The 24130-nt window shown below is 47.2% G+C and carries 18 protein-coding genes; 1 reads left to right on the forward strand and 17 read right to left on the reverse strand.

The genetic code is table 11. From position 1 onward, the window contains the following. Nucleotides 1-193 precede the first annotated feature (193 nt). The 17 genes from CHH60_RS19295 to CHH60_RS19375 form a co-directional block, all read right to left on the reverse strand. Complete coding sequence (locus CHH60_RS19295; protein WP_217990000.1) at nucleotides 194-5722, reverse strand: S-layer homology domain-containing protein; 5529 nt, start codon at nucleotides 5720-5722, stop codon at nucleotides 194-196. 514 nt (nucleotides 5723-6236) lie between these two features. Beyond that, nucleotides 6237-7601, reverse strand: coding sequence for an ABC transporter substrate-binding protein (locus CHH60_RS19300; RefSeq protein ID WP_095360660.1), 1365 nt, complete (start codon nucleotides 7599-7601; stop codon nucleotides 6237-6239). A gap of 292 nt (nucleotides 7602-7893) precedes the next feature. After that, nucleotides 7894-8715: a carbohydrate ABC transporter permease gene (locus CHH60_RS19305; RefSeq protein ID WP_095360661.1), complete on the reverse strand. Its 822-nt coding sequence runs from the start codon at nucleotides 8713-8715 to the stop codon at nucleotides 7894-7896. After that, nucleotides 8712-9674 (reverse strand): carbohydrate ABC transporter permease, encoded by a 963-nt coding sequence (locus CHH60_RS19310; protein WP_095360662.1) that lies wholly within the window; start codon nucleotides 9672-9674, stop codon nucleotides 8712-8714. Before CHH60_RS19310 ends, CHH60_RS19305 begins: the two co-directional genes overlap by 4 nt. Before the next feature lie 429 nt (nucleotides 9675-10103). After that, a complete protein-coding gene (locus tag CHH60_RS19315) occupies nucleotides 10104-11921 on the reverse strand; it encodes an APC family permease (RefSeq protein WP_095360663.1) in 1818 nt (605 codons plus the stop codon). Nucleotides 11922-12173: 252 nt separating this feature from the next. Continuing rightward, nucleotides 12174-13019 (reverse strand): rhamnulose-1-phosphate aldolase, encoded by an 846-nt coding sequence (rhaD, locus tag CHH60_RS19320; RefSeq protein ID WP_095360664.1) that lies wholly within the window; start codon nucleotides 13017-13019, stop codon nucleotides 12174-12176. A gap of 330 nt (nucleotides 13020-13349) precedes the next feature. Then, the gene (locus CHH60_RS19325) at nucleotides 13350-13907 is read right to left on the reverse strand and encodes a GNAT family N-acetyltransferase (RefSeq protein ID WP_095360665.1); all 558 of its coding nucleotides are present in this window, start codon (nucleotides 13905-13907) and stop codon (nucleotides 13350-13352) included. 212 nt (nucleotides 13908-14119) lie between these two features. After that, nucleotides 14120-14407 carry a hypothetical protein gene (locus CHH60_RS19330; RefSeq protein ID WP_095360666.1) on the reverse strand — a complete coding sequence of 96 codons (288 nt, stop codon included), beginning with the start codon at nucleotides 14405-14407 and terminating at the stop codon, nucleotides 14120-14122. A 179-nt stretch (nucleotides 14408-14586) separates the two neighbouring features. Then, nucleotides 14587-15075, reverse strand: a complete 489-nt coding sequence (locus CHH60_RS19335) for a DinB family protein (protein WP_095360667.1) — start codon at nucleotides 15073-15075, stop codon at nucleotides 14587-14589. Nucleotides 15076-15119: 44 nt separating this feature from the next. Continuing rightward, nucleotides 15120-16007 carry a helix-turn-helix domain-containing protein gene (locus CHH60_RS19340; RefSeq protein WP_095360668.1) on the reverse strand — a complete coding sequence of 296 codons (888 nt, stop codon included), beginning with the start codon at nucleotides 16005-16007 and terminating at the stop codon, nucleotides 15120-15122. Between the two features lie 374 nt (nucleotides 16008-16381). After that, the gene (groL, locus tag CHH60_RS19345) at nucleotides 16382-18013 is read right to left on the reverse strand and encodes a chaperonin GroEL (RefSeq protein ID WP_095360669.1); all 1632 of its coding nucleotides are present in this window, start codon (nucleotides 18011-18013) and stop codon (nucleotides 16382-16384) included. A 71-nt stretch (nucleotides 18014-18084) separates the two neighbouring features. Next, a complete protein-coding gene (gene groES, locus CHH60_RS19350; RefSeq protein WP_090918205.1) occupies nucleotides 18085-18366 on the reverse strand; it encodes a co-chaperone GroES in 282 nt (93 codons plus the stop codon). 393 nt (nucleotides 18367-18759) lie between these two features. Then, nucleotides 18760-19542 (reverse strand): twin-arginine translocase subunit TatC, encoded by a 783-nt coding sequence (gene tatC, locus CHH60_RS19355; RefSeq protein ID WP_095360670.1) that lies wholly within the window; start codon nucleotides 19540-19542, stop codon nucleotides 18760-18762. A 77-nt stretch (nucleotides 19543-19619) separates the two neighbouring features. After that, entirely contained in the window at nucleotides 19620-19874 is a 255-nt protein-coding gene (gene tatA, locus CHH60_RS19360) for a twin-arginine translocase TatA/TatE family subunit (RefSeq protein WP_095360671.1), read from the reverse strand. Nucleotides 19875-20061: 187 nt separating this feature from the next. Continuing rightward, complete coding sequence (locus CHH60_RS19365; RefSeq protein ID WP_095289023.1) at nucleotides 20062-20547, reverse strand: MogA/MoaB family molybdenum cofactor biosynthesis protein; 486 nt, start codon at nucleotides 20545-20547, stop codon at nucleotides 20062-20064. A gap of 37 nt (nucleotides 20548-20584) precedes the next feature. Continuing rightward, nucleotides 20585-21091: a cyclic pyranopterin monophosphate synthase MoaC gene (gene moaC / locus CHH60_RS19370; protein ID WP_303621385.1), complete on the reverse strand. Its 507-nt coding sequence runs from the start codon at nucleotides 21089-21091 to the stop codon at nucleotides 20585-20587. 15 nt (nucleotides 21092-21106) lie between these two features. Next, nucleotides 21107-21730 (reverse strand): 5-formyltetrahydrofolate cyclo-ligase, encoded by a 624-nt coding sequence (locus CHH60_RS19375; protein ID WP_095360673.1) that lies wholly within the window; start codon nucleotides 21728-21730, stop codon nucleotides 21107-21109. Nucleotides 21731-22008: 278 nt separating this feature from the next. Here CHH60_RS19375 and CHH60_RS19380 point away from each other — a divergent pair, with 278 nt between their 5' ends. Further along, nucleotides 22009-23964 carry an ABC-F family ATP-binding cassette domain-containing protein gene (locus CHH60_RS19380; RefSeq protein ID WP_095360674.1) on the forward strand — a complete coding sequence of 652 codons (1956 nt, stop codon included), beginning with the start codon at nucleotides 22009-22011 and terminating at the stop codon, nucleotides 23962-23964. The last annotated feature ends 166 nt before the right edge of the window (nucleotides 23965-24130 follow it).

Consider the following 24130-nt stretch of genomic DNA (forward strand, 5'->3'; position numbering starts at 1 on the left):
TATAATCCTGTATACTATACTCGCTCCTGGTGAAAATGAACAGTAATTAAATAGTAAAAAAACGGCTTACAGATTGTGATCTGCAAGCCGTTTAATCAAGTGCTAGAAGTTACACTCTTTTGAGATTTGTAGGGATTAAACAAACCTGGCTGTTTCTGATTGCGAAGCATCGTTTCTTTAATACGGATTCCAGTTATAGCTCACTTGCCGACAACAACAGCGTCACCACTTCTGCACGGGTTGCATTCGCAAGCGGATTAAACATGTTATTGCCTGTTCCCTTAATTAATCCGGCTTCATATGCTGCTGCAATGTAAGAGACTGCCCATGCCGGAACTTGATTTGCATCTGTGAAGCTTAACGTTGCATTGGATTCGATCGGAAGTCCCAGCGCTCTTACCAGCATGACGGTCATTTCCACACGTGATACTTTGCCTGATGCACGGAATGTCTCATCGGTGTATCCGCTGATAATGCCTTGCTCAACCGCCTGAGCTATAAACGTTTGTGCCCACGCCGGGATTTGTTCAGCATCCTTGAACGTTAACGCCTTGCTGCTGGCTGGAAGCTCGAATGCTCTTGCAAGCATTACTGCAAATTCAGCACGTGTAGCCGTAGCATTAGGACGGAAATTACCGTCTGCATATCCGTTCACAATTCCCCGGGAAATGGCCTGCTCGATTGCAGCTGCTGCCCAGTGATTACCGATATCCTTCAGAATGACACCCGAATTCGGTGTTGTCGTTCCACCATTTCCATTACCGGGAACTGATGGCGTTGTTGGTGTCGTTGGAGTGGTCGGATTGGTTGGCGTTACCGGTGTTGTTGGTGTCGTTGTGCCTCCACCACTATTGCCACTGCCCGGATTGCTGCCATTGTTGCCACCGCCATTCCCAGGATTGCTTCCATTTCCGTCACCTGGAAGCGGAGATCCTTTCAGATCTGTACTGCGTCCTTCTGTTGTCTGATTGACTACACCCACTCGATCCAGATGCTCATGGAAGACCTCATAGTCTACCAGGTTGAGTTCGTAGAATCGGTTGGCATCCTTCGCTGTTCTCATGGAGCGGTAGAAATCTCCCCCATTCGCCATAAAGGAGTTCGTTGCCACGATATAATATCCGTTTGGATCAATATCCGTGTACGTACCATCCGCATTTTTGATTTGCACTTTCACTACGCGTTGACCTTCTTGCGTCACGGTATTGGTCGCAGAATCAATTTTCTCGCCCGGTTTGGTGGAATCATAGTAGAAGCGCATACCCGATACTTGCGGGAAGCGTCCTTCTCCTGTTTCCACACCACTCACACCATTTTCGAGAGCAGCTGTAATTTCCTTACCTGTCATTTTCAGTGCAGACAGATTGTTACCGAATGGCATAACGGTGAGCAGATCGCCCAACGTAATGTTACCTTTCTGGAACGATGCCCGGATACCGCCGCCATTTTGGATGGCCACATATCCTTTGACGTCGTTTTCCTTAACGATGGATTTTACTTTTTCCAGCATACCGTCTGTCATCAGGTTACCCAGGTTGGTTTCCTGCTTACGCACGTTACCACGTTCTCCATCGAGCAATACGTTCGTTTTGCCGATAACTTCCTTCTTGAAATCTTCCAGCAGTGGTGCATATTCCGCCAGCTTGGCTTTTGCTGCCGGGTCATCTTGATATACATATTTACCCGCGGAATCCTTTGCATCCAGGCTCAGCAATTTGCCGTTCCACGTTTTCAACACACCTTCTGCATCAAACGTGACATCCAGTTGACCCAGGGACACATCATATTCTCCCGTTTGGACAACTAAAGTTGGATTTGTATGAGTATTAATCTCAACGGGCTCGCTAAGAATCGTATGTGAGTGACCTCCGACTACAATGTCAATGCCTTCCACGGCTTCTGCCAGCTTCAGGTCTTCCGAATACCCCAGATGGGTCAATGCAATAATTTTGTTAATGCCTTCTTGCTCGAGCATGGCAACTGTTGCCTGTGCACTTGCAATGTAGTTTTCAAATTTCAGGTCATCTCCCGGTGAGGACAGGGATACGGTATCTGTAGTTGTTAACCCGAAGATCCCGACCTTCTCGCCGTCTACTTCCGTAATGATAGCCGGATAGATCTCAGCATTCTCAGCTGGTTGACCAATGACGCCCTTGTTGTACACACTACCCAGGTTGCCATCCTTCGAGAAGTCGATATTGGCACTTACGAATGGGAATTCCGCTTTCTCAATGAATTCCTTAAGCACGCCTGTGCCTTTATCAAACTCATGGTTACCAAAGGTCATTGCGTCGTATCCGATCATGTTCATGAATTCCAGATCCGCTTGACCGTTGAAGAGATTGAAATACAAGGTTCCAGAGAATACGTCCCCGGCATCCAGCACCAAGGTGTTATCGTTGCGTGTTTCTTTGATCGCCGTTACGCGGCGCGGAATGTTATCCAAGTGCGCGTGCGTGTCATTCGTGTGCAATACACGAAGGTTGAAGTCGCCCTCTTCTTCACTGCTGCCAATGCTCAATTGTGCAAGCAGTGGATCATGGTCACTGACGCGTCCATCCGCTGTTTCAAAATCCGCATTCACATGCACCACTTCAATGGCTGCCGTTTCAGACAGATTTTTGCTCACCAAAATGTGGTCCAGTGTTTGTGAATTACCGTCATAGATGTAGGAATAGCGTTTATTTTCTGGCAGCTTATTTACCAGGTTGTCCAGTTCATTGCCTTCGATAATATTCAAAGTCTTGGAGAACTGGAAGTCATTAAAATCCCCAAGCACAGCTACATTTACGTCAGGATCTTTATCTAAGAGTTCTTTCACAAAACCATTCACTGCCGCTGCCTGTCTGGCACGCTGAATTTCACTGCTTCGTGTCGCAGGCTGAATGTTACCGTAAGGTTTCAGATCGCCACCTTTGGAATTCAGGTGATTCGCGATCACGACCACTCGTTCTCCATTAAATTCAAATTCAGCTGCAAGAGGTTTACGCGAGCTGGCAAATGCATCGTTTGTTGGATCAATACGTCCTGGATTCAGGGACAGCGTTCCATCCGATCCCACCCCAATTGCTGTTGCAGCATCTCCCTTAGTTCCTTGTTTCAAAGAAATTCGCGCCTCGTTGTACAGGAATCCTACACGAATGTTGGCACCTGGAGCCCCGCCATCCAAATTGTTTACCGGAGCAATATCCGTGTACTTATAAGTAGGACCACCATTACTAACAATTGCATCAATTAAGGTCTGGAAGCTCGCATCCGCAGCAGTTGTTCCACTGTCGGTTGCTCCATCGTTATCCTGCACTTCCATGATACCAATAACATCAGGATTCTTGAGGTTGTTAACCACAATACTACCGATTTTCACTGCTCTTGCAGCATCCTTCTGGCTGAAATTCTCCACATTGAAAGTTGCAATCGTCAGTTTATCATCAGCTTGCTCAATTACCGTTGTTGCCTGTTTAAGGTCACTCGAAATAATTGCCGGCAAATCCCCTTCCGGAGCTACCTTATAATTGCCGTTAGCGTAAGTCATCACACCTTTGACAGAATCAGCGAGCTTGTCCCCCGTTTTAACGGCCTGAGAAGGCTTTTTATTGATAAACAGCCGCTGTGGATTCAGGGAGCTCTCGAATGGTTCCGCCCCATCTCCTGTCAGAATGACGCCTCCTGCAGGCGTTCGTAACGGATTGTTTTCACCATTATCTACTACGACTGCCAGTCCTGGTTCACTGGAATACGGAACGATAATCGTGGCTTGATCAAGCTGCACTCTCATGCCTTCCAAACTCTCATAAAAGTCGATTGCATCCACATCCGGATTAAACTCACCAAACTGATCCGAATCAATTACGGTAGGAATTATACGGCCATTCTTCCCAAGGATAACAGGTTCAGGCAGTGTCTGATTTTCACCTTCAACCGTAATCGCTGCAGCCACAATTTCGGTTGTTGCCAGTTCGGTCGTTGCTGTCGCATATTCCTTCACTTGACCGGATACGCTGACTTTGTTGCCTACCGCCATGCCATGAGTGGATTTATAAATAAGGATACCCTCAGATGTTTTTGCGTTGTCATCTTCCATGCCAGGAATCTCCTGCATATAGAACGAACTTGCATTGACAACATGAGTCACGATACCTTCAACATTTTGGACCGCCAGACCATCATACAGGGACTTATGAGTTACTCCTTGTATATCGTGAATTCTCAGGTTGCCCAGTTCCTGAAGAACGGTGTACGTAAAGCTATATACTTCACTTGTATTACCGCCTGATACGGCGATCGCTTTAACAACCGTATCTTCGTCTACTGTGATCGGGCCACTATAAAGTGTAGATGTTTGGGTTGGTTCTGTTCCATCAACCGTGTAATAAATCTCCGCTCCTGCTGTTGGTGAGGATAATGTCACGGTTGATCCTTTGACAATACCACCGGACGGAGTGCTAGCTGTTACGGAGAGCAGATTTTCGACAACATCTGCTGCCGTACGTGGAATCAGCTCAAGGCCATAGCTTGTGTGATACGTCATGACGCCTGTCACTTTTTCGTATGTTTTGCCTATTGCCAGTGCAGTTGGACTATTCTTCGCATAGATCGTGATTTCTTCACCATCGGCATCTGTCGCAAAGAAGGTAGAACTGCTGCTTCTTGTCACTGTGACTTCATTCACTTCGACAAGCATCCCCTCAAAAATACCGCCTGCACCCTTGCCTCCGCCCTCAGCCGGCATGAAGTCTTTGGATGTCAGAGTGATCGGTGCTGGAATTCCTTGATTCTTGTCCAAAATTTTGATGTAACCGCCCGGGAACCCGGCCTTGTCTTTCTCTATCTGAAGCAAACCGTTATAAATAGTGAGTGGGCCATACGCTTCAATACGGTCTCCCGGCTCTACTGTGGAATCCGTTCCACGAACGACGATTCCGGCATTCTCATCCTGAATATACAGATTGGCCATGCCTCCAGACTCTTCCCGGTAGGTCACAATCCCTTGAACGGTAACCGGGGTGTACTCCGATTGGTTTCTGGCACTGGAGATTGAGATTGGCGTATTATCCACAATCGTATAATCGAAATTGGTAACATCACTATTTTCCAGACCGTCTTTTGCTGCATAGGTTTCAATATAAGTTGCATCATTTACTGTAATGGGTACGGTGTATGGGAGATAGTCAGTGTCATCATTTTGCTTGTAGTAGACTGCGGCACCAACTGTGGTTGTTGCAAGTGTAACCTTTGTTCCAGCTGGAACCGTACCTGAGGAGGGATTAGCGGTAACGTTTGCCACTTTGGTTTCAGGTGTCTCATCAATCAGTTGGAAGGTGGTGGAAGTGGAATCAATATATTTTATTCCCCGAATTTCAAAGTATTTCTCTAGTTTAGCGTTGCTTACCCTGACTTTCTTGCCAATAGCTTGAGGGTTCCTTGATAAACCAAAAATGTCTCGAACAGACGTAACATTGGGAAGTTGAACTGGCATCATGTTAGCAATATTGGTCTCCGAAGGGTTATCAGCGATTGCAAAATTTGTATCACCACTGAACGGAGAATTCATTTGTACAGAAGATTTACTGGAATAAAAACCGACAACATACCCCTCTACAGATGCAATTGATCCATCGTTGTTACGATCAAGTGCCTGAGCAACCGTTAACGGCTCGTCCGCAGCAGCTGCCTTGCTGTTAAATAACCCAGCCGGAATAGCCCCTGTAATCAGTAGCATCATGGCTAAGAATAATCTGAGCCAACTCCTTATTTGCTTACTATGCATCCTTTTCCTACCCCCATGTTTCGAATTTGCAATCATTTGTTCAAAGAGCTTGTACATTGGTTCAAATATAAGATAACTGAACTCCTTTATGATGTAAACCAAATTCTTTTACTTTGATATAAATTAGTACATATACTTTACACAGTTTTGATAAAAAGTGTTTTAAAATTAATTATAGGACCACGTTTTGATAAAAAACGTGACTTTTTGACTCTAAACAATCAATAAACCATGCGCATTCGACTAATTTAAGTTAGGTATTATCACATACCGTTTCAATCAAATATTTTTCTCGACATAAACTGATAACATTTTAATTTTAAAGAAGTGTTAACCCGAATCTTGATCATGCTTTTAGACACAGCAAAACGATGCGTCGTTCCATCAAGAGCGCCGCATACGCTGTGTTGTTATATAATACTTCGATACTGTACCTAACGGATGATTCCGTTGGATTACTAAACTTTTCTTATTTCTTCACTGTACTGTTATACTGTGCAATCTTGTCTGTAATTTGTTTCGCAGCTGCATCGAGTGCTTCCTGCGGTGTACCTTGCCCGTTCAGCACGGTCTCAATCGCTCCTTCGACAAGTTGTCGAGCCTCAGGGAATACACCCATTACAGCCCCGGATGTTGCTGTCGAATCAGCAGAAGCGTGCAATTGGTCGACTGCTGTCTGGAATTGCGGGTACTTCGCCATATTCTCCTTTAATACTTGTTGATCGTAGGCTGCTGTCGTAATTGGGAAGTATCCTGTCGCAACACTCCAGTTGGCTTGTACTTCAGGTGTCGCCAAGTACTTGATGAATTCCCAAGCAGCTTGCTGCTGTGCTTCCGATTTGTTGTTCATAATGTACAAGCTTGCCCCGCCTACAACCACGCCGCCTTCTTTAGCATCTGCCGGACGAGGCAGGAAGCCTGTTCCCAGTTCAAACTTGCCACCAGCACCTTCTACAATTTTGCGCAATCCAGCGGTGGAATCCAGTGTCATACCGATTTGCTCTGCGGTAAATGCCGCCGTTGTATCATCTGTGCTGCGCCCCAGATTGGAGAGTGTCTTCTCATCAATCATCTTTTTCCACCATGTCAGCGTCTTCACGCCCGCTTCGGAATTCAAGAGAGATTCCGTTGCAGCGCCATCTCTTCCGTTACCATTGTTTACATAATCTGCATTCTGGTTTGCAAAGAACTGCTCCATGAACCAGCCGTAGATGGCCATGGATGCACCCGGCTTGCCGTCTTTTGCCAGCGCTTTCGCCGCTTGTTCAAACTCTTCATACGTCTTCGGCGGATTCTCTGGATCAAGACCTGCTGCCTTAAACATATCCTTGTTGTAGTATAGAATCGGGTTCGAAGTGTTGAAAGGCATGGCGTTCAGTTTGCCATCAATCGTGTAATAACGGATGATATTCGGCTCCAGTTGGGACAGGTCGAACTTGTCTTTATCGATAAAATTCTGTACTGGTGTGATCATGCCCGAATCGATCATAAACTTGCTGCCGATCTCGTATACCTGGATGATGTCCGGACCGCTGTCCGATCCCATGGATGCTTTCAGCTTGTTTAGACTCTCATCGTATTTCCCTTGATAGATTGCTTTTACCTGAATATCCGGATGACTTGCATTGAAATCGGAAGCGAGCTGGTTAATGGCTTTCTCCCCTGCTCCGGACATGGAATGCCACCACGTCAGTTGAGTCGGCTCAGCAGCTGCTGCATCCGCTTGAGCCCCACTTACCGGACTGCTTGTCTCTGTTTTGCCGCCGCAGGCGGATATAACCAACATGAGTGCAGCCAACATCAATGCAAATGTGCCTCTTTTTTTTAAACGCATAATCTCTCTCCTTTTTTTGTGGCTCATTTCAAAAATCAATCTTGGGAATTCTGCAAGGTGGCCGTTGCGGTCACGAATCGTTCTTCAGATTGCTGTTATCCCCGGATTCTTTTATCCACTCTTTAGAGGGATAATCCGGTGCTAAACGCAAACGCTTCGCTTCTTCAGAATCGACTTCGTCCCCTCCACTACTTTCGCAGTTTCTCCAATAAATGGTTTTAAGAGTGCGCCTTATTTATTCGCTCCTGGGTATCAAAAACCGCCAACCTGAATGCACAACATATTTACTCCACTAGCCCTTCAGTGCGCCTGCGGCCATACCGCGGACAAGCTGTTTCAAGCCGAATACGAGCAGCAGCAGCGACGGCAGGATAACTAGTGCCGTTCCGGCAAATACCAGGTTCCACGCCGTGGATTCCTGGAACTCCAGCATCGAAATTCCGATCTGTACCGTTCTCATCTCTGGCGTGTTGGTTACAAGCAGCGGCCACAGATACGAATTGTACATATTCAGGAATGAATAGATCGCCAGCGTTCCCAATGCAGGACGGGATAGCGGCAGAACATGTGATACAAAATAGCGGATATGTCCGCACCCATCGATCTTTGCCGCTTCAAATAACTCCTTCGGCAGCTGCATAAAGAACTGTCTTAACAGGAATGTGCCAAATGCCGTGGCCAGAAATGGTACGGTAAGTCCTTGATAGCTATCCAGCCACCCCCAGCTGCGGATCGTCAGATAATTGGGAATCATGGTGACTTCCCACGGGATCATCATCGTTGCGACGAACATGCTGAAAATGATATTCTTCCCTTTAAACTGCATTTTGGCAAAAGCATACGCAGCCATACTCGCTGTTATCAGCTGTCCAAGCATCGTCAGACCTGCAACCAGGAATGTATTTCCGATAAAGGAACCGATGGGAACAATATCAAACACTTCGGTAAAGTTGGATAAATCGATCGACTTCGGAATGATATGCGGCGGATAGGCACTGGCATCCTCAGGCGTCATGACGGCCATGAAAAAGGTATACAGCACCGGATACAGCACTAGCGCCGCACAGATGGTAAGCAATACATACAATAGCGTTTTCGTCCACGGTGTCCTCATTGGTAATGCACTTTCCTTTCCACCCACTTGAATTGAATCAGGGTTAGCAGCATAATGACCGCGAAGAGGATGAGTGCCTGTGCACTTCCCGTTCCGAAGCGGAAATTCACGAAGGCTTCCTGATAGATGGAATAGACGAATACATTGGTACTGTCCATTGGGCCCCCACGGGTTAATATGTTAATCTGTCCAAACGATTGGAAGGCTCCGATGATCGAAACGACTGTAACAAAAAACAGCGTTGGTGAAAGGAGTGGCATGGAGATTTTGCGAAACGTAAGCAGAGGTCCTGCACCATCAATCTTCGCACTTTCATAGATCTCATCCGGGATGCCCTGCAATCCGCTGGACAAGATAATGTAATTGAATCCAAGATTCATCCAGATTGTCATGATGGAAATGGAAACTAGCGCCCAATCCGGACTGGTCAGCCAAGGGATTGGATCGATGCCCACCTTGCTAAGCAGATAATTCAACATGCCCAGAGTCGGATGGAACAGGAACTTCCAGATGACAGCCGACGAACCAACCGATAATACAACAGGCAGAGAGAACACAAACTGGAACAAGCGCATGCCCTTGAAACGATTGTGAGTCAGCGCGGCCAGAATTAGGGCAGCCAGTATGCCGGTTGGCACGGTGAACAGGACAAACAGCAGCGTTACTTTCATTCCCTGCAAAAACAGTCCCGACTGAAACACGGCCTTGAAGTTGTCCAGTCCCACATAAGCCGCGATTTGACCGGTAGGATCGGTGGAATGCAAACTCAGATAAACAGACTTGAACATTGGGTAAAACAGAAACACTGCAAACAAAAGCAGCGATGGTGCCAGGAAACCATAGGCCAGCAAATTCTCCCTCATCCGCTGCACTCGCAGCGAAGCTGTCCGGCGCTCTTTGGTATTGGATACGCGCCGTCTGGCGGCGGGCAAGCTGATCCGGTTGTCAAGCTCACTCATCGGATTTTCTTCCCCCTTGGTCTATGCATTCGGTGTGTGAATATAACTTAAGCTTCATCAACACCACGTTATCTAGTGTAAAAGTCGAATGTCACAGCAGGATTCACTCAGAATCAACTTAACGTTAATCGTGGACAAGGGACTTTACCATATGAGCGAGCATTCAGATCGACAGGTTGGAGGCTTATAAACGAACGAAAAAACCGCAGCAATCCCCCCTTCCGGGATATTACTGCGGTTCATTGTGTAAACGAAATATAAACGGGGATGCCGTAATATTCCCATCCTTTTTTTACAATAATCTACAATACGTCCAAATGAACTTGTCGATTAGTTAAGATCATTGGCTAATCGCGATAGCATGGAAAAGGCAATGTAATCGGTAGAATTTAGATAAGGCTCGACTGCTCAAAAGGCAGTGGCACAGCTCTATCGATTAAGATGATACGGGACCGTCGTCACAATCACGTCTTTATAATTAATCAGATAAGCTCTTATCATGAAGCTGGTCTGGTTATGCAGGACATTTTGCCACCAATGCTTGGTGATGAATTGCGGAATCAAAATGGTGATATGGTCGGTCTCGGCCGTTTTCCACTCCACGGTATCGATGAATTTCTTCAGCGGACCCATAATGCTGCGGTATCTCGATTTGATAACAACCAGTCGCACACCCGGGTTCCATTCCTCCCACTTCTGCTCCATCTTGCGGATGGACTCATCATCGAATCCGATATACAAGGCCACCACATGATCCGACATCGTCTGCGCATAACTGATCGTGTTCATGACCACCCGCGTAATACCAGCTACCGGAATGACAATCGTGTTGCCTTTTTGCGCTGGCTTATCAATCTTAATATCAATGCGCAGCTCATCTGCGATATTGCAGTAATGGCGGTGAATACGCATGAAGACATATACAACAAGCGGTAAAAAGATAAAGATGACCCACGTTTGCGTGAACTTGGTGAAAATGAAGATCAAGGTGATCGACAGTGTGGTCAGCATACCGATCGTATTCACCAGCAGCTTCATCTGCCAGCCTGACGGCTTCACTTTGATCCAGCGAATCATCATGCCTAGCTGCGACAGGGTGAATGGGATAAACACCCCCACCGCGTAGAGCGGGATCAGGCTTTCCGTATTTCCTTTGAATCCAACAACAAGCAAGGCGGACATGACACTCAGAAAAATAATGCCGTTCGAGAAGCCCAGCCGGTCTCCCCTAACCATAAACATATGAGGCATATATTTGTCCTTGGCCATCATGAAGGACAGCAGCGGGAATGCGGAATACGCCGTATTCGCTGCCAGGAACAAGATGAGTGCCGTCACCCCCTGGATGATAAAATACATCCATCCTCTGCCGAAGGTTGCTTCGGCAATCTGTGATATCACCGTAGCATGGGGATCCGGTTTCACTCCGTAACCGAAGGCGAGCAACGTGATCCCGATAAACATAACCCCAAGAATACATCCCATGAGCATCAGCGTGCCAGCTGCATTTTTCTCGGCAGGCTGCTTGAAATTTGGAATGGCATTACTGACGGCCTCCACACCGGTCAGAGCGGAACAGCCGGAGCTGAATGCCTTCAGCAGCAGAAATATACTCACATGAGACAGACTTGTTCCGAATTCAGGCGCGGCTGCTTCCATGCCGCCTGTCAGAAACTTAATGCCGCCGGATATAATCAAAACCGCAATTGAAAAGATAAACAGGTAGATCGGAATGGCCAGTACGGAAGCCGATTCCGTAACCCCACGCAAATTCATAATCGTCAGAAAAACAATCATGATTAGTGCAATCACTACGCTGTAATCATGAAGCACCGGAAAAGCCGATGTAATGGCATCCGTCCCTGCAGATGAACTTACAGCAACCGTTAGAATATAATCGACCAGCAGAGATCCTCCAGCAATTAGGCTGGATGTTGTCCCCAGATTATCCTTGGCTACGATATACGCACCGCCACCTGTAGGATAAGCAAATATCGTCTGACGGTAGGAAAAAATTAAAATGACGAGTAATCCGAGTACGGCGATGGAAATGGGCACAGAATACCACAAGGCGGCAAATCCGGCCGCTACGAGCACCAGCAAAATCTGTTCCGTTCCATAGGCTACAGAGGATAGCGCATCGGAGGACAGGATGGCGAGTGCCTTCCATTTCCCCAACTTTTCTGCATCCAGTTCAGCCGATTTCATCGGTCTGCCGATTAAGATTCTCTTCATTTTGCCAAGCATGATCATGACTTCCTTCCATCTCTCATCTGTGAAGCATTGTTATTATGCAAAATCCAAAGCTCCCTGACAATACGTCATTTCACCCGAAAATCGCCAGCGTGTGATAATGCATCCTACGATTCAATAATGGATAACAAAGCGGTTCTTTATCAGTGTTTTGAACTTTTTTGAACCAAAATGACGTTTGTTAGCCGAAAAATAAGAAATGGCCCTTGGTTCATAGAACCAAGGGCCAATCATTTTATCAGCTTCTCAATTATCAAGTATACCTGCACGCGGGGTAATCCCGAACGCCTGAGCCAACGTGGTCAGCTGTTCGTCCGTAATTCGCTGCTGAATCTCATGACCCGCAACCAACATGTAAACCTGGGCTGCTTTCTCAATCGTCTCAATGAGACCGAAGGCCTCATCGATGGTTGTTCCTGTCCCGAAGATCCCGTGCTGCGGCCAGATGACCGCATGAACTTCCTTCATTTTCTCCGCCGTCTCACGGCCGATCTCATTCGATCCAGGTACCATCCACGGGATGATGCCAACGCCGTCCGGGAAAACGACCACACATTCCGTACACATCTGCCATAGGGTTTTCGTGAATTTCACTTCATCCAGTTCGTGGATAAACGTCATCGCCAGCACGTTGGTGGCATGGTTATGCATGACGACCCGGTGGTTCGGGTCCACTTTTAGACGCTCAATATGGCTCATAAAATGCGTAGGCAGCTCACTCGTTGGATTAGCCCCGTTCTTCAATCCCCAGAGCACCTCCAGCTCTTCTCCATCATTCGAGACACGCAGCAAGCCCAGATTGCTCTCCGGATCCGCAAGTACATTTTTGAAATATTTGCCCGATGCGGTTACGATCACATATTTGCCTGCCAGTTCATGGACCGAAAACGCGGGTTTAATCCGCCTTATAACCTGATGAACATCAATGTATCTTGCCACTTCTTCTTCTTCCAGCAGATAACTGACATTCCCTCCGTTGCGCTCATCCCAACCATTTTTCCACATATGCTGCGTAATCTCCGCCATCTCACGGATAAAGGGGATATTCCATCCCGGTGCTTGCGTCGCTTCGTTTCTAAGGGTCACGTTCATGATCATTCTCTCCTTGTTTGGAAAATGTCGATCGATACGATTCACGTACATAGTAAGTTCCTTTTTTCACATTCATTATACCTTTGTTTATCTTTACTAGTCAATAAAAAAACCACATTTTATCTTTATTTATTTTTGTTTATATTTGATTTTATATATTTTAAAACCATACCAAAAAAAAATACCCTGCCGAATTCCGGCAGGGCTAGTCACACATCTATCTAACACGAGAAGGGGTTTACAAGAAATATCTTACCCCCTCTACCTTAATAGAAGCTGAAAATCGCATAAAAAAACAATGAAAAACAGAACGACGCCGTATAGGTACAACTACTTCATGTCTGATTCAACAAAAATGTAAGACGGATGCATCTTGCCTGTCGGCTCGTAGAATTCATCTTTCTTATAAGTGAACCCCAGCTTCTGCAGCAGCCGTTTGGATACACCATTCTCTGGATGATGTCCTGCGAAGAGTGCCTGAACACCCAATTGCTCAAATGCATAGCGAATAACAGCCTTCCCCGCTTCAAGTGCATAGCCTTTCCCCCAGTGATCTCTGGTCAGGTGAACACCGAATTCATAGATTATCTCCTCTGGCGCATAAGGACGTAATCCACAGCACCCTACGAACACACCTGTTTCCTTATCAAAAAGTGGCCAGTACTGCACCTCCATCTCCCGCTGCCGTTCCATTTCCTGCGCAAGTCTGGCTTCGATCTCATCCTCGCTCATGAACCCCTTGCTGCTAATCCACTTCGTCACCTCGGGATCCCCCCAGAGTGCAGAAGCCAAGGGTCGGTCCTCCTCGCTCCAGGTAGAGAATTGAAGACGTTCCGTTTCCAGAAATGTTTCTCTGCTTTTCACGCCTGTTTTATTGGTTTGATCCATATTCCTACCCCTCCTGCTTCTATGCATGCTTCTACGAATGACTCTACTATAAATTACTCGAATAGCTTCCCTCATAAACAGAAGGATTTATTATTAGAAATAACAGGCTGTGACTCTATTACTACCATCTATCTTAATTATCTCTCCATAAATAAGAAAAGCCCCTGTCGACATCTAGTCCGACAAGGGCTTATCAAAGCATGCTGCATTCATTAGAAATCAGATGTTGCGATTTGGATCGTACCGGTCGAAGCACCTGCAACCGTAGTTAACAAGGCAGCAACGAGCAGCAAATGAACCGACAACGTGAGGCTGTTACCTGCAGGAATCGTATACGTGATCACGGGTGCATTGACACGAGTGACAACCAGATCTACCGGAGCAGGTCCAAAGTTGTTGACCGTGATGCTGGCATTAGTACCTCCAAACAGATTTTCGTAATACGATTTCCCTACGCCAGCAGCCAAGTTGTAAAACTGTTGTGGTAAAAGGATGGCCATTGAAATCACCTCCTTTTGCTTTGATACGGTATTCTATGTTTGAAATCTAGCATTGTAACGGTAAATTGACCGTGGAACTATGTCCATTTTGATAGAATTCATAGTTTATATGGGCCACTAACACAAAAAAAGCCCCAAAGGGATCGACACAAGATGTGTCCGCCTTCAGGGCCTCATGATTATGCATATAACATGAAAAAGTTTAACTCATGTCCTTGTTGCTTGAGATAGTTGTACAACTGGGAACGATGATGGAACACATGGGTTACCGTCTCAATTTGCCATTTCACCTGTACATGTCCATGCTCCATATAAAAGGCGGTGGTAGATCGATTCAACAGGTCCTCTTCACTCAGTGATACGATGTACGATTTGTACGTTTCAAAATTGCGCCACAGGACCGCTTCCAGCTGTTCAATATCCTCGATACCAGATAGACTATTCTCTATTGTTCCAACTTCCGCTTCACTTTTCTCCTGCATGATAGCAAGGTCAGATGCCGTAATCTGAATCCAGTGGTGAACCAGTTCCACCAGTGAACGCATGTTTTCCTGAGGGCGATAAGCCCAATCTTCCGGACGAATCAGGCGAATCAGAGAAGCTCCAGTCCGTACACCTGTCTCCAACTCATCCAACAGATGATCTCGAATTTGCATTGTTCCATTCATAGGTTAAGTCCCCTTTATTTTAAGTTCTACATGTCCAGTATATACTATAGCTCGTCTGATCTATTGTACAATTCGGACAACATCCGGCGATGCTCGCTCGCAGCGGTCAGTGGGGTTTCTCCATATAACTTGCGAAATTGCCGAATCAGATGGGCCTGATCGAAGAATCCATGATTTTGAGCCAGTGCCGACCAGTCCATACGACGCCCCTGATGGATATCTCTCAGAACACAGTGAAACCGAACGACCTCGCTAAACCGTTTGGGGCTGATCCCCACCCATTCACCGAACTTGCGATGCAGCTGCCGCTCACTGACAACCTCGCAGCTGGCCAGCTCTTTGACACTCATCTGCCCACCATGAACAAAGATCCGGTGCATGGCATTCTTCATCAAATCTTTCTCATATGTACTTCCATCCCCAGATAATAGGCACAAGTACGTCTCCATGACCTGCACCCTCTCTTCAAAATGCTTGGTCCCAGCCATTCGCTCGCGAAGCTCGTCGATGTTAGCTGGCCAGCATTCCTCCAAGGGGACGCGCCTGTCCGTGAAGGATTCCAGCGGCAAACCGTGAAAGTGACGTGCCCCACCGGGGAAAAATCGAACCCCAAAGGTATAGTCCGCAGACGGTTTGACCTCTATACTCACTGGAATGGCAAACGGCTCTGTATAATTACCACAGTAGGCAAAAGAATGCTGCTGAAGAACAGCATCATATGTTATCAGGATATCCGTACAACCATCAGGTAATACTCTGCCGGGCACACTCTCTAAAGGATTGTAACCAGTATAAGAAGTAGTCCCCGATTCCCAGAAGCAAGCGATATAGGCTGTCATCGGGTGAGACGGTGTTTGTTCTATGTAATAGGTGTGTACATCGGTCCCATTCATCTGGATTGGCCTGAACAACGGGTGCAGCCTGGCGTCCACCGAAAACTCCCCTCCTAAACGTCAGATAACTATTCAATCACTCTACTATTTTCTCTATCATATCATCTCAAGGATAATTCAGGAAAAAAAGTGCCCTACCGGAGGACAATCCGATAGGGCCATTTACACATCTATTTAACACGAGAAGGGGCTTACAAGATTGATATTACCTTCACTACCTTAAATGAATCTGAAATTGAGATGAAAGGTATATCAAATTTAAATTACCTGCAAGCAGTCATCCATCCTGCTGTCATCAAACGAAACAAAAAGACCCCAAAAGAAGTCACTTGTTCAAGTGCACATCTCTCGGGACCTTCTTCTACTCATGGATATGAGTTGCTAGATGGCTCATAAAGGTTGTAAAACCTTTATTACATCATGCCGCCCATTCCACCCATGCCGCTCATATCAGGAGCACCAGCAGCGCCTGCAGGTTCTGGCTTGTCAGCGATAACCGCTTCAGTAGTCAAGAACATTGCCGCTACGGAAGCAGCGTTTTGCAGCGCATAGCGAGTTACTTTCGCAGGGTCAACGATACCTGCTTCGATCATGTTTACCCATTCGCCAGTAGCAGCGTTAAAGCCTACGCCCACTTGTTCTTTTTTCAGACGTTCCACGATGACAGAACCTTCTTCGCCAGCGTTAGCAGCGATCGTACGGATTGGTGCTTCCAGTGCTTTCAGCACGATGTTTACACCTGTTTGCTCGTCACCGGACAGTGCTACACCAGCAACAGCATGATATACGTTCAGGAGCGCAGTACCACCACCGGATACGATACCTTCTTCAACCGCAGCGCGAGTTGCGTTCAGGGCATCTTCGATACGCAGTTTGCGTTCTTTCAATTCAGTTTCAGTAGCCGCACCGACTTTGATTACCGCTACGCCGCCGGACAATTTAGCCAGACGCTCTTGCAGTTTCTCTTTGTCGAACTCGGAAGTTGTTTCTTCCAGTTGCGTACGGATTTGGCTAACACGTGCATCGATATCGGATTTGTTACCAGCACCGTCAACGATGATTGTGTTTTCTTTGGTTACACGGATTTGGCGAGCTGTACCCAGTTGTTCCACAACAGCGGATTTCAGGTCCAGACCCAGTTCTTCCGTGATCACTTGGCCACCAGTGAGGGCAGCGATATCTTGCAGCATTGCTTTACGACGGTCACCAAAGCCAGGAGCTTTAACAGCTACAGCGTTGAATGTACCACGCAGTTTATTTACAACCAGCATCGCCAGTGCTTCGCCTTCGATATCTTCAGCGATCAATACCAGTGGTTTGCCTTGTTGTACGATTTTCTCAAGCAATGGCAGGATGTCCTGTGTGCTGGAGATTTTTTTGTCCGTGATCAGGATGTACGGGTTGTCCAGAACAGCTTCCATTTTGTCCGTATCTGTGATCATGTATGGGGAGATGTAACCGCGGTCGAATTGCATACCTTCAACCACTTCCAGCTCTGTTGCGAATCCACGGGATTCTTCAACTGTGATTACGCCGTCTTTGCCCACTTTTTCCATAGCTTCAGCGATCAGTTCGCCTACTTCTTCGTCAGCTGCAGAGATTGCTGCAACTTGTGCAATGGATTGTTTAGTTTCAACTGGTTTGGAGATGGATTGCAGTTCAGCAACAGCCGCTTTAACTGCTTTGTCGATCCCTTTGCGGATACCGATAGGGCTAGCGCCTGCAGTTACGTTTTTCAGACCTTCTGTGATCAGTGCTTGAGCAAGTACAGTCGCTGTTGTAGTACCGTCACCAGCAACATCGTTTGTTTTGGTTGCTACTTCTTTAACCAGTTGTGCACCCATGTTCTCGAATGCATCTTCCAGTTCGATTTCTTTAGCGATGGTTACACCGTCATTCGTGATGAGCGGGCTTCCGAATTTTTTCTCCAAAACCACGTTACGGCCTTTAGGACCGAGCGTTACTTTTACTGCGTTAGCCAATGCATCCACACCGCGAAGCATGGAGCGACGAGCGTCTTCACTAAATTTAATGTCTTTAGCCATGGTAAGAAAACCTCCCTAGTATATTGTAAAATGATCTTGCTATATGGTTCGGTTAACCGATTAAATTTGAATTAGTCGAGAATCGCGTGGATATCGCTCTCTTTCATAATCAAATATTCTTTACCTTCGAATTTGATTTCTGTTCCGGCATATTTGGAGAAGATTACGCGATCTCCTTCTTTCACTTCCAGAGCTACACGTACGCCGTCTTTCAGTGCACCCGCTCCAACGGCAATAATTTTGCCCTCTTGCGGTTTTTCTTTAGCAGAGTCCGGAAGTACGATCCCGAAAGAAGTTGTTTGCTCTTGCTCCAGTGGTTCTACCAATACGCGTTCACCTAAAGGTCTGATCATGAAAAATAGCCTCCTTTTGAAATTATATAACGTTGCATTGTAGGTTGTAGCCATATGTATTAGCACTCGACAGTGTTTAGTGCTAACAACCAACTTTATGATACTCAACTTGAAGCATGATTTCAAGTCCTTTTGAAGAATTCTTGCGAGAATTTACGCTGCATTAACATCAGGACACCAAAATGGCGTGTTCAGCCCTACACCTCTTATTGCGTAACCCTGTTACCGAGTCACCAATCAGCTCTAAGCGAATCACTAAACAGCCCTTCACCATTGTATCCATTGCTGGGCAAAATATGCCTGCCTGTCCCAGAACGAAGATCTCTGCGTAATTCATTATACCGGGCATAGTCTAATTGAAAGGTGTAAGAACAAGAGCACAGGAAGGATCACTTAACCTGCGCTCTGCTCATTGTTGGCACGTACATATCTCGCCTCTGCCGCTTCATCGGCCGCAAGCTGCTTGCGGTATACGATGGCAGACAGAAACACACTGATCTCATATAACAGGAGTAACGGAATCATAACAAGCAGATCGGATATGAAATCCGGCGGCGTCACAACAACTGCGATGAAGATCAGGACAAAATAAGCCACCCGCCGCATCTTTCGCAGACGGATTGGATTCAATATCCGAAGCCCTGTCAGAAACATGATGATCAGCGGAAGCTCGAATAACAGCGATACCGGCAGCACAATTCCAAACAGGAAACTGAAATACTGTTTCATTCCATAGGTCTCCACAAGCCCCATCTTCTCCGTAATCGTAGAAGTGAAAGCGAGTGCCATCGGAAATACAACATAGTACGCAAAGGCCAGTCCAACGAGAAATAACAGAAATACATAAGGTACATACTTCAGTGTCGCTTTCCGTTCACGGGGCCGCAAGCCTGGACTTACAAACTTCCAGATCTGAAACACCGTAAAAGGCAGCGTAATAATCAATGAAAACAGACCGGCAATCTTCATATAGATCCCTATTCCATCCCAGAAGGAGAAGGCATGCAGTACAAACCCCTGAGCCGATTCCGCCTTCGTCAAATAGCGGTACACCGGATCTGCCACGAAGAATCCTGCCACCAGGCCCAGCACAAAAACGCTTAACACATAGATCAGCCGCTTGCGCAGCTCACTCAAATGTTCCGTAATGGTCATTTCTTCATTCTGCTGCGTCATTCCTGCCCTCCATTATTGCCAGCTTAAAATACAAAACCCTTCCGGCAGGAAGGGATTTCTCATTCATTGCCGTCAGGTTACTCCGGCAGACGCTTGTCTACAGGCTTGGGAGCGGGCTCAGGCTCACTATCCACTGCCAGCGGCTTGGATTTCTCCTGCTCTTTGCGATTGGACGAATCATCCTCAGAGATGATTTCACGTGCGCCCTCTTTGAATTCACGGAAAGTACGTCCAACAGCACGTCCCAGTTCCGGGAGCTTGTTAGGTCCAAACAACAATAAAGCGATCACGGCCAGCAAAATAAAACCTGTTGGTCCAATGGAACTTAACATTGATATTCCTCCTCGTCTCAAGCTTCGAAGATGCGTACACTTGGCCCTACACTCATAGATGCCTCTGCTGTAATTTACAATTAAGCCCATCATACCACAGATGTAACCACTTACATAACCCGCAAAATCAACTAAGGAGTATAAAAGAAACGATTTTTAATCCTACATCTTTCCGGGTTGATTGCCGTTATTGCTTAAATTGCCCTGTAACCATCAGGAGCGCTTCGGGAAGCTGATCCATAATCGCAGCCAGGTGCTCATGCACACCCTTCGGTGTACCCGGCAAATTGACAATCAGCGTACGTCCACGAATCCCGCACACGCCCCGGAACAGCATGGCGGAACGATTTTTGCTCATAACGCTGTATCTCATCGCTTCTGCCATTCCCGGAACTTCACGTTCAATGACCCGACGCGTAGCTTCCGGTGTAATATCACGAATCGCCAGCTCTGTACCTCCGGTCGTTAGTACAAGGTCTGCATGAAAATAGTCTGTCATCTCAATCAAGGCCGCAATAATCTCATCGGGTTCATCCGGAACGATGCGGTATTCCACGATCTCCCCACCCAGTTCTTCTTCCACTAGCTCCCGGATTACTTGTGCACTCGTATCCTCACGTTCCCCGCGGGCCCCTTTGTCGCTGGCTGTCAGGATTGCTGTTCTCCACACCATAAAGATCACCCTTCTCCTCTATGAAAATAAATGTCCCTTATCGGTTGAAATCACCGTTTTTGCCACCACTTTTGGATTGCAGCATCGTTGGTCCGATAATCATGTCTTTTTGCAGTGCTTTGCACATGTCATAGATCGTCAGTGCCGCTGCTGAAGCCGCCGTGAGCGCCTCCATCTCGACACCGGTTTTGCCTTCTGTTTTGACCGTGACCTGAATCGATAGTTCGTCCAGTCCGTTGTCCTCAAAACGAATATCCACACCATTCAGTGCCAGCGGATGGCACATCGGAATCCAGTCTGACGTTTTCTTGGCGCCTTGAATTCCTGCGATTTGAGCCACGGCGAGCACATCACCCTTCCCGATCCGTCCCTCCCGAATGGCTTCCAGTGTGGAGGGGTTCATCGTGACTTTGGATACGGCCACTGCCGTACGCACAGTTACTTCCTTGCCCGAAATATCCACCATACGGGCACGTCCCTGCTCGTTAAAATGTGTCAGCTTGCCTTCGCTCGAATCCGATCCATTCCTTGCATTGGAGTTCAATACCATCACAACCCTTTATTCGATATGTAGTATACCTTCGGTTGTCATCAACAGATCCATACGCAGATCAAACGGGTCCATCGGAATGTCATCCTGCAGTTGTCCCGGCAAGACGAGTGCAGCGAGAAGCGGCCTTTTCCCCGCCTTGAAGCACTCTGCTTCGAGCTGCTCGGCAAATCGGTCATAATATCCGCCACCATAACCAATTCGTCCGCCGTGAAGATCGTATCCAAGACCGGGTACAATGACGAGATCAATATTCGGCCATTCCTCACGCTGAAGCACCTCGCAGGTGTCTCTGGGTTCCGGGATCCCCCATACGCCAGGCTCAATATCGTGCTCTCCGGCCACCCGCCTTAATTCCATACGGGCCGGATTCGCCAGTACTTTCGGTGCGAACATCCTGTCGCCGTGCTTCCAACCATCCTCAAACAGAAAGGCCGTGGATGCTTCGCTTCTATATGACAAGTAGCTAAAAATCGTCAACCTCTGCTTGTCCTGCCGAAGTCGCTGCAGCTCCTGTTTAGCCACAAGACTAACTTTACTCATGGCATGCTGCCGAATTGCCTCATCCATCAGATCACGACGCTTCATCAGTCTGGAACGAAGCTGGCTTTTGGGTTCCGTCCGATCCTGCATGTTCCTGGATAACCTCCTGTTGATGTGGAAGGTAGTAAAAAAGCGTCAATTCAAAACAATTATATGTTAAGACCAGTTGTCGTCTCGTTGAAAAAATTAAAATGAGTGATTTTCTGCAAAATCCTCATATATTCACATGTCTTCTTTCAGTTTATCATTGATTGAGCAAAAAGACTACACGCCGGGGCGCTCGTTATCGGTGCATTTGATCTGTATTTCATGTAAACTGGAATGTAGTTGAGTAATCAAGAACTGGACCTATGGAGGAACTTAATTATATGCTGCTGCAAGTATCCGGAATTATTAAACGTTATGGTGTCGATCCGATTCTGGACGGCGTGAACTTACAAATATTAGAACGTGAACGCATCGGACTCGTGGGCGTGAACGGTGCGGGGAAATCCACCCTGCTCAAAATCATTGCGGGCGAAATGTCCTATGACGGCGGACAAATTTTCAAATCCAAAGAGACAACCCTAGGTTATCTCGCCCAGAACAGTGGTCTACAATCCGACCGCTCCATCTGGGAGGAGATGATGCATGTTTTCTCTCACCTGACCCAGGCTGAGGCTGAACTGCGGAAGATGGAACAGGATATCGCCGATCCGGCCCAGATGGAGGACGAAAAAAAGTATGCGGACCTACTTGAACGCTACGCCCAGCGATCAGACTGGTTCAAGGACCACGGCGGTTATGCGATGGAAACGCGCATCCGCAGCGTCCTGCACGGCATGGGCTTTGGCGAGTTTTCACCCGATACTCCGATTGCTACCCTAAGCGGCGGACAAAAGACACGTCTTGCACTTGCCCGCATCCTGCTTCAGGCACCTGACCTGCTTATGCTGGACGAGCCTACCAACTATCTGGACATTCCGACCCTAACGTGGCTGGAAGATTATCTAAGAGGTTATTCAGGGGCACTGCTCGTTGTATCCCATGACCGGTATTTCCTTGATCGGCTGGTGACCACCATTGTGGAGATCGAACGGCACCGCTCCAAAAAGTACACAGGGAACTACAGCCGTTATATGGAGCTGAAGGCTGCCGAGTATGAGAGTCAGATGAAACAGTACGAGAAACAGCAGGATGAGATCGCCAAGATGGAGGATTTTGTACAGAAAAACATTGTACGTGCATCCACGACCAAGCGTGCTCAGAGCCGCCGTAAAGCGCTGGACAAGATGGAACGTTTGGACAAGCCGATGGGTGATTTGAAGAAAGCTCATTTTTCTTTTGAGACAGCCGTCATGTCGGGTAAGGAAGTGCTTCGTGTGGACGATCTTTCCGTCGCTTACGATGAAGCTTCGCCATTATTTCGCAATGTCTCATTCGATCTTAGACGCGGGGAAACGGTAGCGCTGATTGGACCGAACGGGATTGGGAAATCCACGATGCTGAAATGCCTCACCGGAAGCCTGCGCCCGGTAAGCGGCCAGATCCAGTGGGGAACCAAGGTGCAGATCGGCTATTATGATCAGGAGCAAACGGGCCTAAACCCCAATAATACGGTTCTGGAGGAACTGTGGAGCGCTTATCCCGGCATGGAGGAAGCAAGAATTCGTACCGTGCTTGGTAACTTCTTGTTCAGCGGAGACGATGTACTCAAAAAGATCTCCTCGCTGAGTGGCGGTGAGAAGGCTCGTGTCTCCCTCTCCAAGCTCATGCTCAAGGAAGCCAACATGCTGATTCTCGATGAGCCTACCAACCATCTCGACCTTTTTGCCAAAGAAGTGCTGGAAGCAGCGCTCATGGATTATGAAGGCACACTGCTGTTCATCTCTCATGACCGGTATTTCCTCAACAAAATGGCTGAACGAATCGTGGAGCTGCATCCTGGAGGAACAGAGCATTACCTCGGAAACTATGATGACTATATTGAGAAGAAGCAGGAGCTTGAGGACATCGCACGCGAAGCTGAAGAAGCAGCTCTCTCTTCCTCTAAGCGTTCTGTGAAACCAGATCAGGAACCAACCGAGAAATCCGGAGCCGCTTCATTCGAAGCAGACAAACAGGCCAAGCGTGAGGAGCGTAATCGGCAGCGGAAACAGGAAGCCCTCGAACAGCAGATTGCCCAGCTGGAAACGGAAATTACAGAGCTTGAAGCCCAGATGGCCCTGCCAGAGGTGTATCAGGATTACATGAAGCTGCAGGAGCTTCAGGGAGATGCGGAAGCACGGAAGCACCAGCTGGCCAAAGCGTATGAAGATTGGGAAATCCTCGCGCTTGAGTCTTGATTTCACCCCTCGTTAGCATCCGTATTAGGCTCATGTGCAAGTTCAGTTAGTAATAAGAGAAATAGTAAAAGCCGACTCCTTGACCGGATCGGCTTTTCTGTTGTTATTGTTGAATATGAATCACTTCAGAATTATTTTAGAGATTTTGCATTTGTCAAATTTACTC

Origin of the sequence: Paenibacillus sp. 7523-1 (assembly GCF_002276415.1) — a bacterium.
Classification (GTDB): domain Bacteria; phylum Bacillota; class Bacilli; order Paenibacillales; family Paenibacillaceae; genus Paenibacillus; species Paenibacillus illinoisensis_A.

What these genes read in the sequence shown, in the direction of transcription:
- CHH60_RS19325 (WP_095360665.1), bottom strand. Translation starts at nt 13,907, where the DNA reads ATGGATCAAACCAATAAAACAGGCGTGAAAAGCAGAGAAACATTTCTG.
- CHH60_RS19295 (WP_217990000.1), bottom strand. Translation starts at nt 5,722, where the DNA reads ATGATGCTACTGATTACAGGGGCTATTCCGGCTGGGTTATTTAACAGC.
- CHH60_RS19330 (WP_095360666.1), bottom strand. Translation starts at nt 14,407, where the DNA reads ATGGCCATCCTTTTACCACAACAGTTTTACAACTTGGCTGCTGGCGTA.
- rhaD (WP_095360664.1), bottom strand. Translation starts at nt 13,019, where the DNA reads ATGAACGTGACCCTTAGAAACGAAGCGACGCAAGCACCGGGATGGAAT.
- tatC (WP_095360670.1), bottom strand. Translation starts at nt 19,542, where the DNA reads ATGACGCAGCAGAATGAAGAAATGACCATTACGGAACATTTGAGTGAG.
- CHH60_RS19375 (WP_095360673.1), bottom strand. Translation starts at nt 21,730, where the DNA reads ATGCAGGATCGGACGGAACCCAAAAGCCAGCTTCGTTCCAGACTGATG.
- groL (WP_095360669.1), bottom strand. Translation starts at nt 18,013, where the DNA reads ATGGCTAAAGACATTAAATTTAGTGAAGACGCTCGTCGCTCCATGCTT.
- CHH60_RS19335 (WP_095360667.1), bottom strand. Translation starts at nt 15,075, where the DNA reads ATGAATGGAACAATGCAAATTCGAGATCATCTGTTGGATGAGTTGGAG.
- CHH60_RS19365 (WP_095289023.1), bottom strand. Translation starts at nt 20,547, where the DNA reads ATGGTGTGGAGAACAGCAATCCTGACAGCCAGCGACAAAGGGGCCCGC.
- groES (WP_090918205.1), bottom strand. Translation starts at nt 18,366, where the DNA reads ATGATCAGACCTTTAGGTGAACGCGTATTGGTAGAACCACTGGAGCAA.
- CHH60_RS19380 (WP_095360674.1), top strand. Translation starts at nt 22,009, where the DNA reads ATGCTGCTGCAAGTATCCGGAATTATTAAACGTTATGGTGTCGATCCG.
- CHH60_RS19310 (WP_095360662.1), bottom strand. Translation starts at nt 9,674, where the DNA reads ATGAGTGAGCTTGACAACCGGATCAGCTTGCCCGCCGCCAGACGGCGC.
- CHH60_RS19305 (WP_095360661.1), bottom strand. Translation starts at nt 8,715, where the DNA reads ATGAGGACACCGTGGACGAAAACGCTATTGTATGTATTGCTTACCATC.
- tatA (WP_095360671.1), bottom strand. Translation starts at nt 19,874, where the DNA reads ATGTTAAGTTCCATTGGACCAACAGGTTTTATTTTGCTGGCCGTGATC.
- CHH60_RS19315 (WP_095360663.1), bottom strand. Translation starts at nt 11,921, where the DNA reads ATGCTTGGCAAAATGAAGAGAATCTTAATCGGCAGACCGATGAAATCG.
- CHH60_RS19300 (WP_095360660.1), bottom strand. Translation starts at nt 7,601, where the DNA reads ATGCGTTTAAAAAAAAGAGGCACATTTGCATTGATGTTGGCTGCACTC.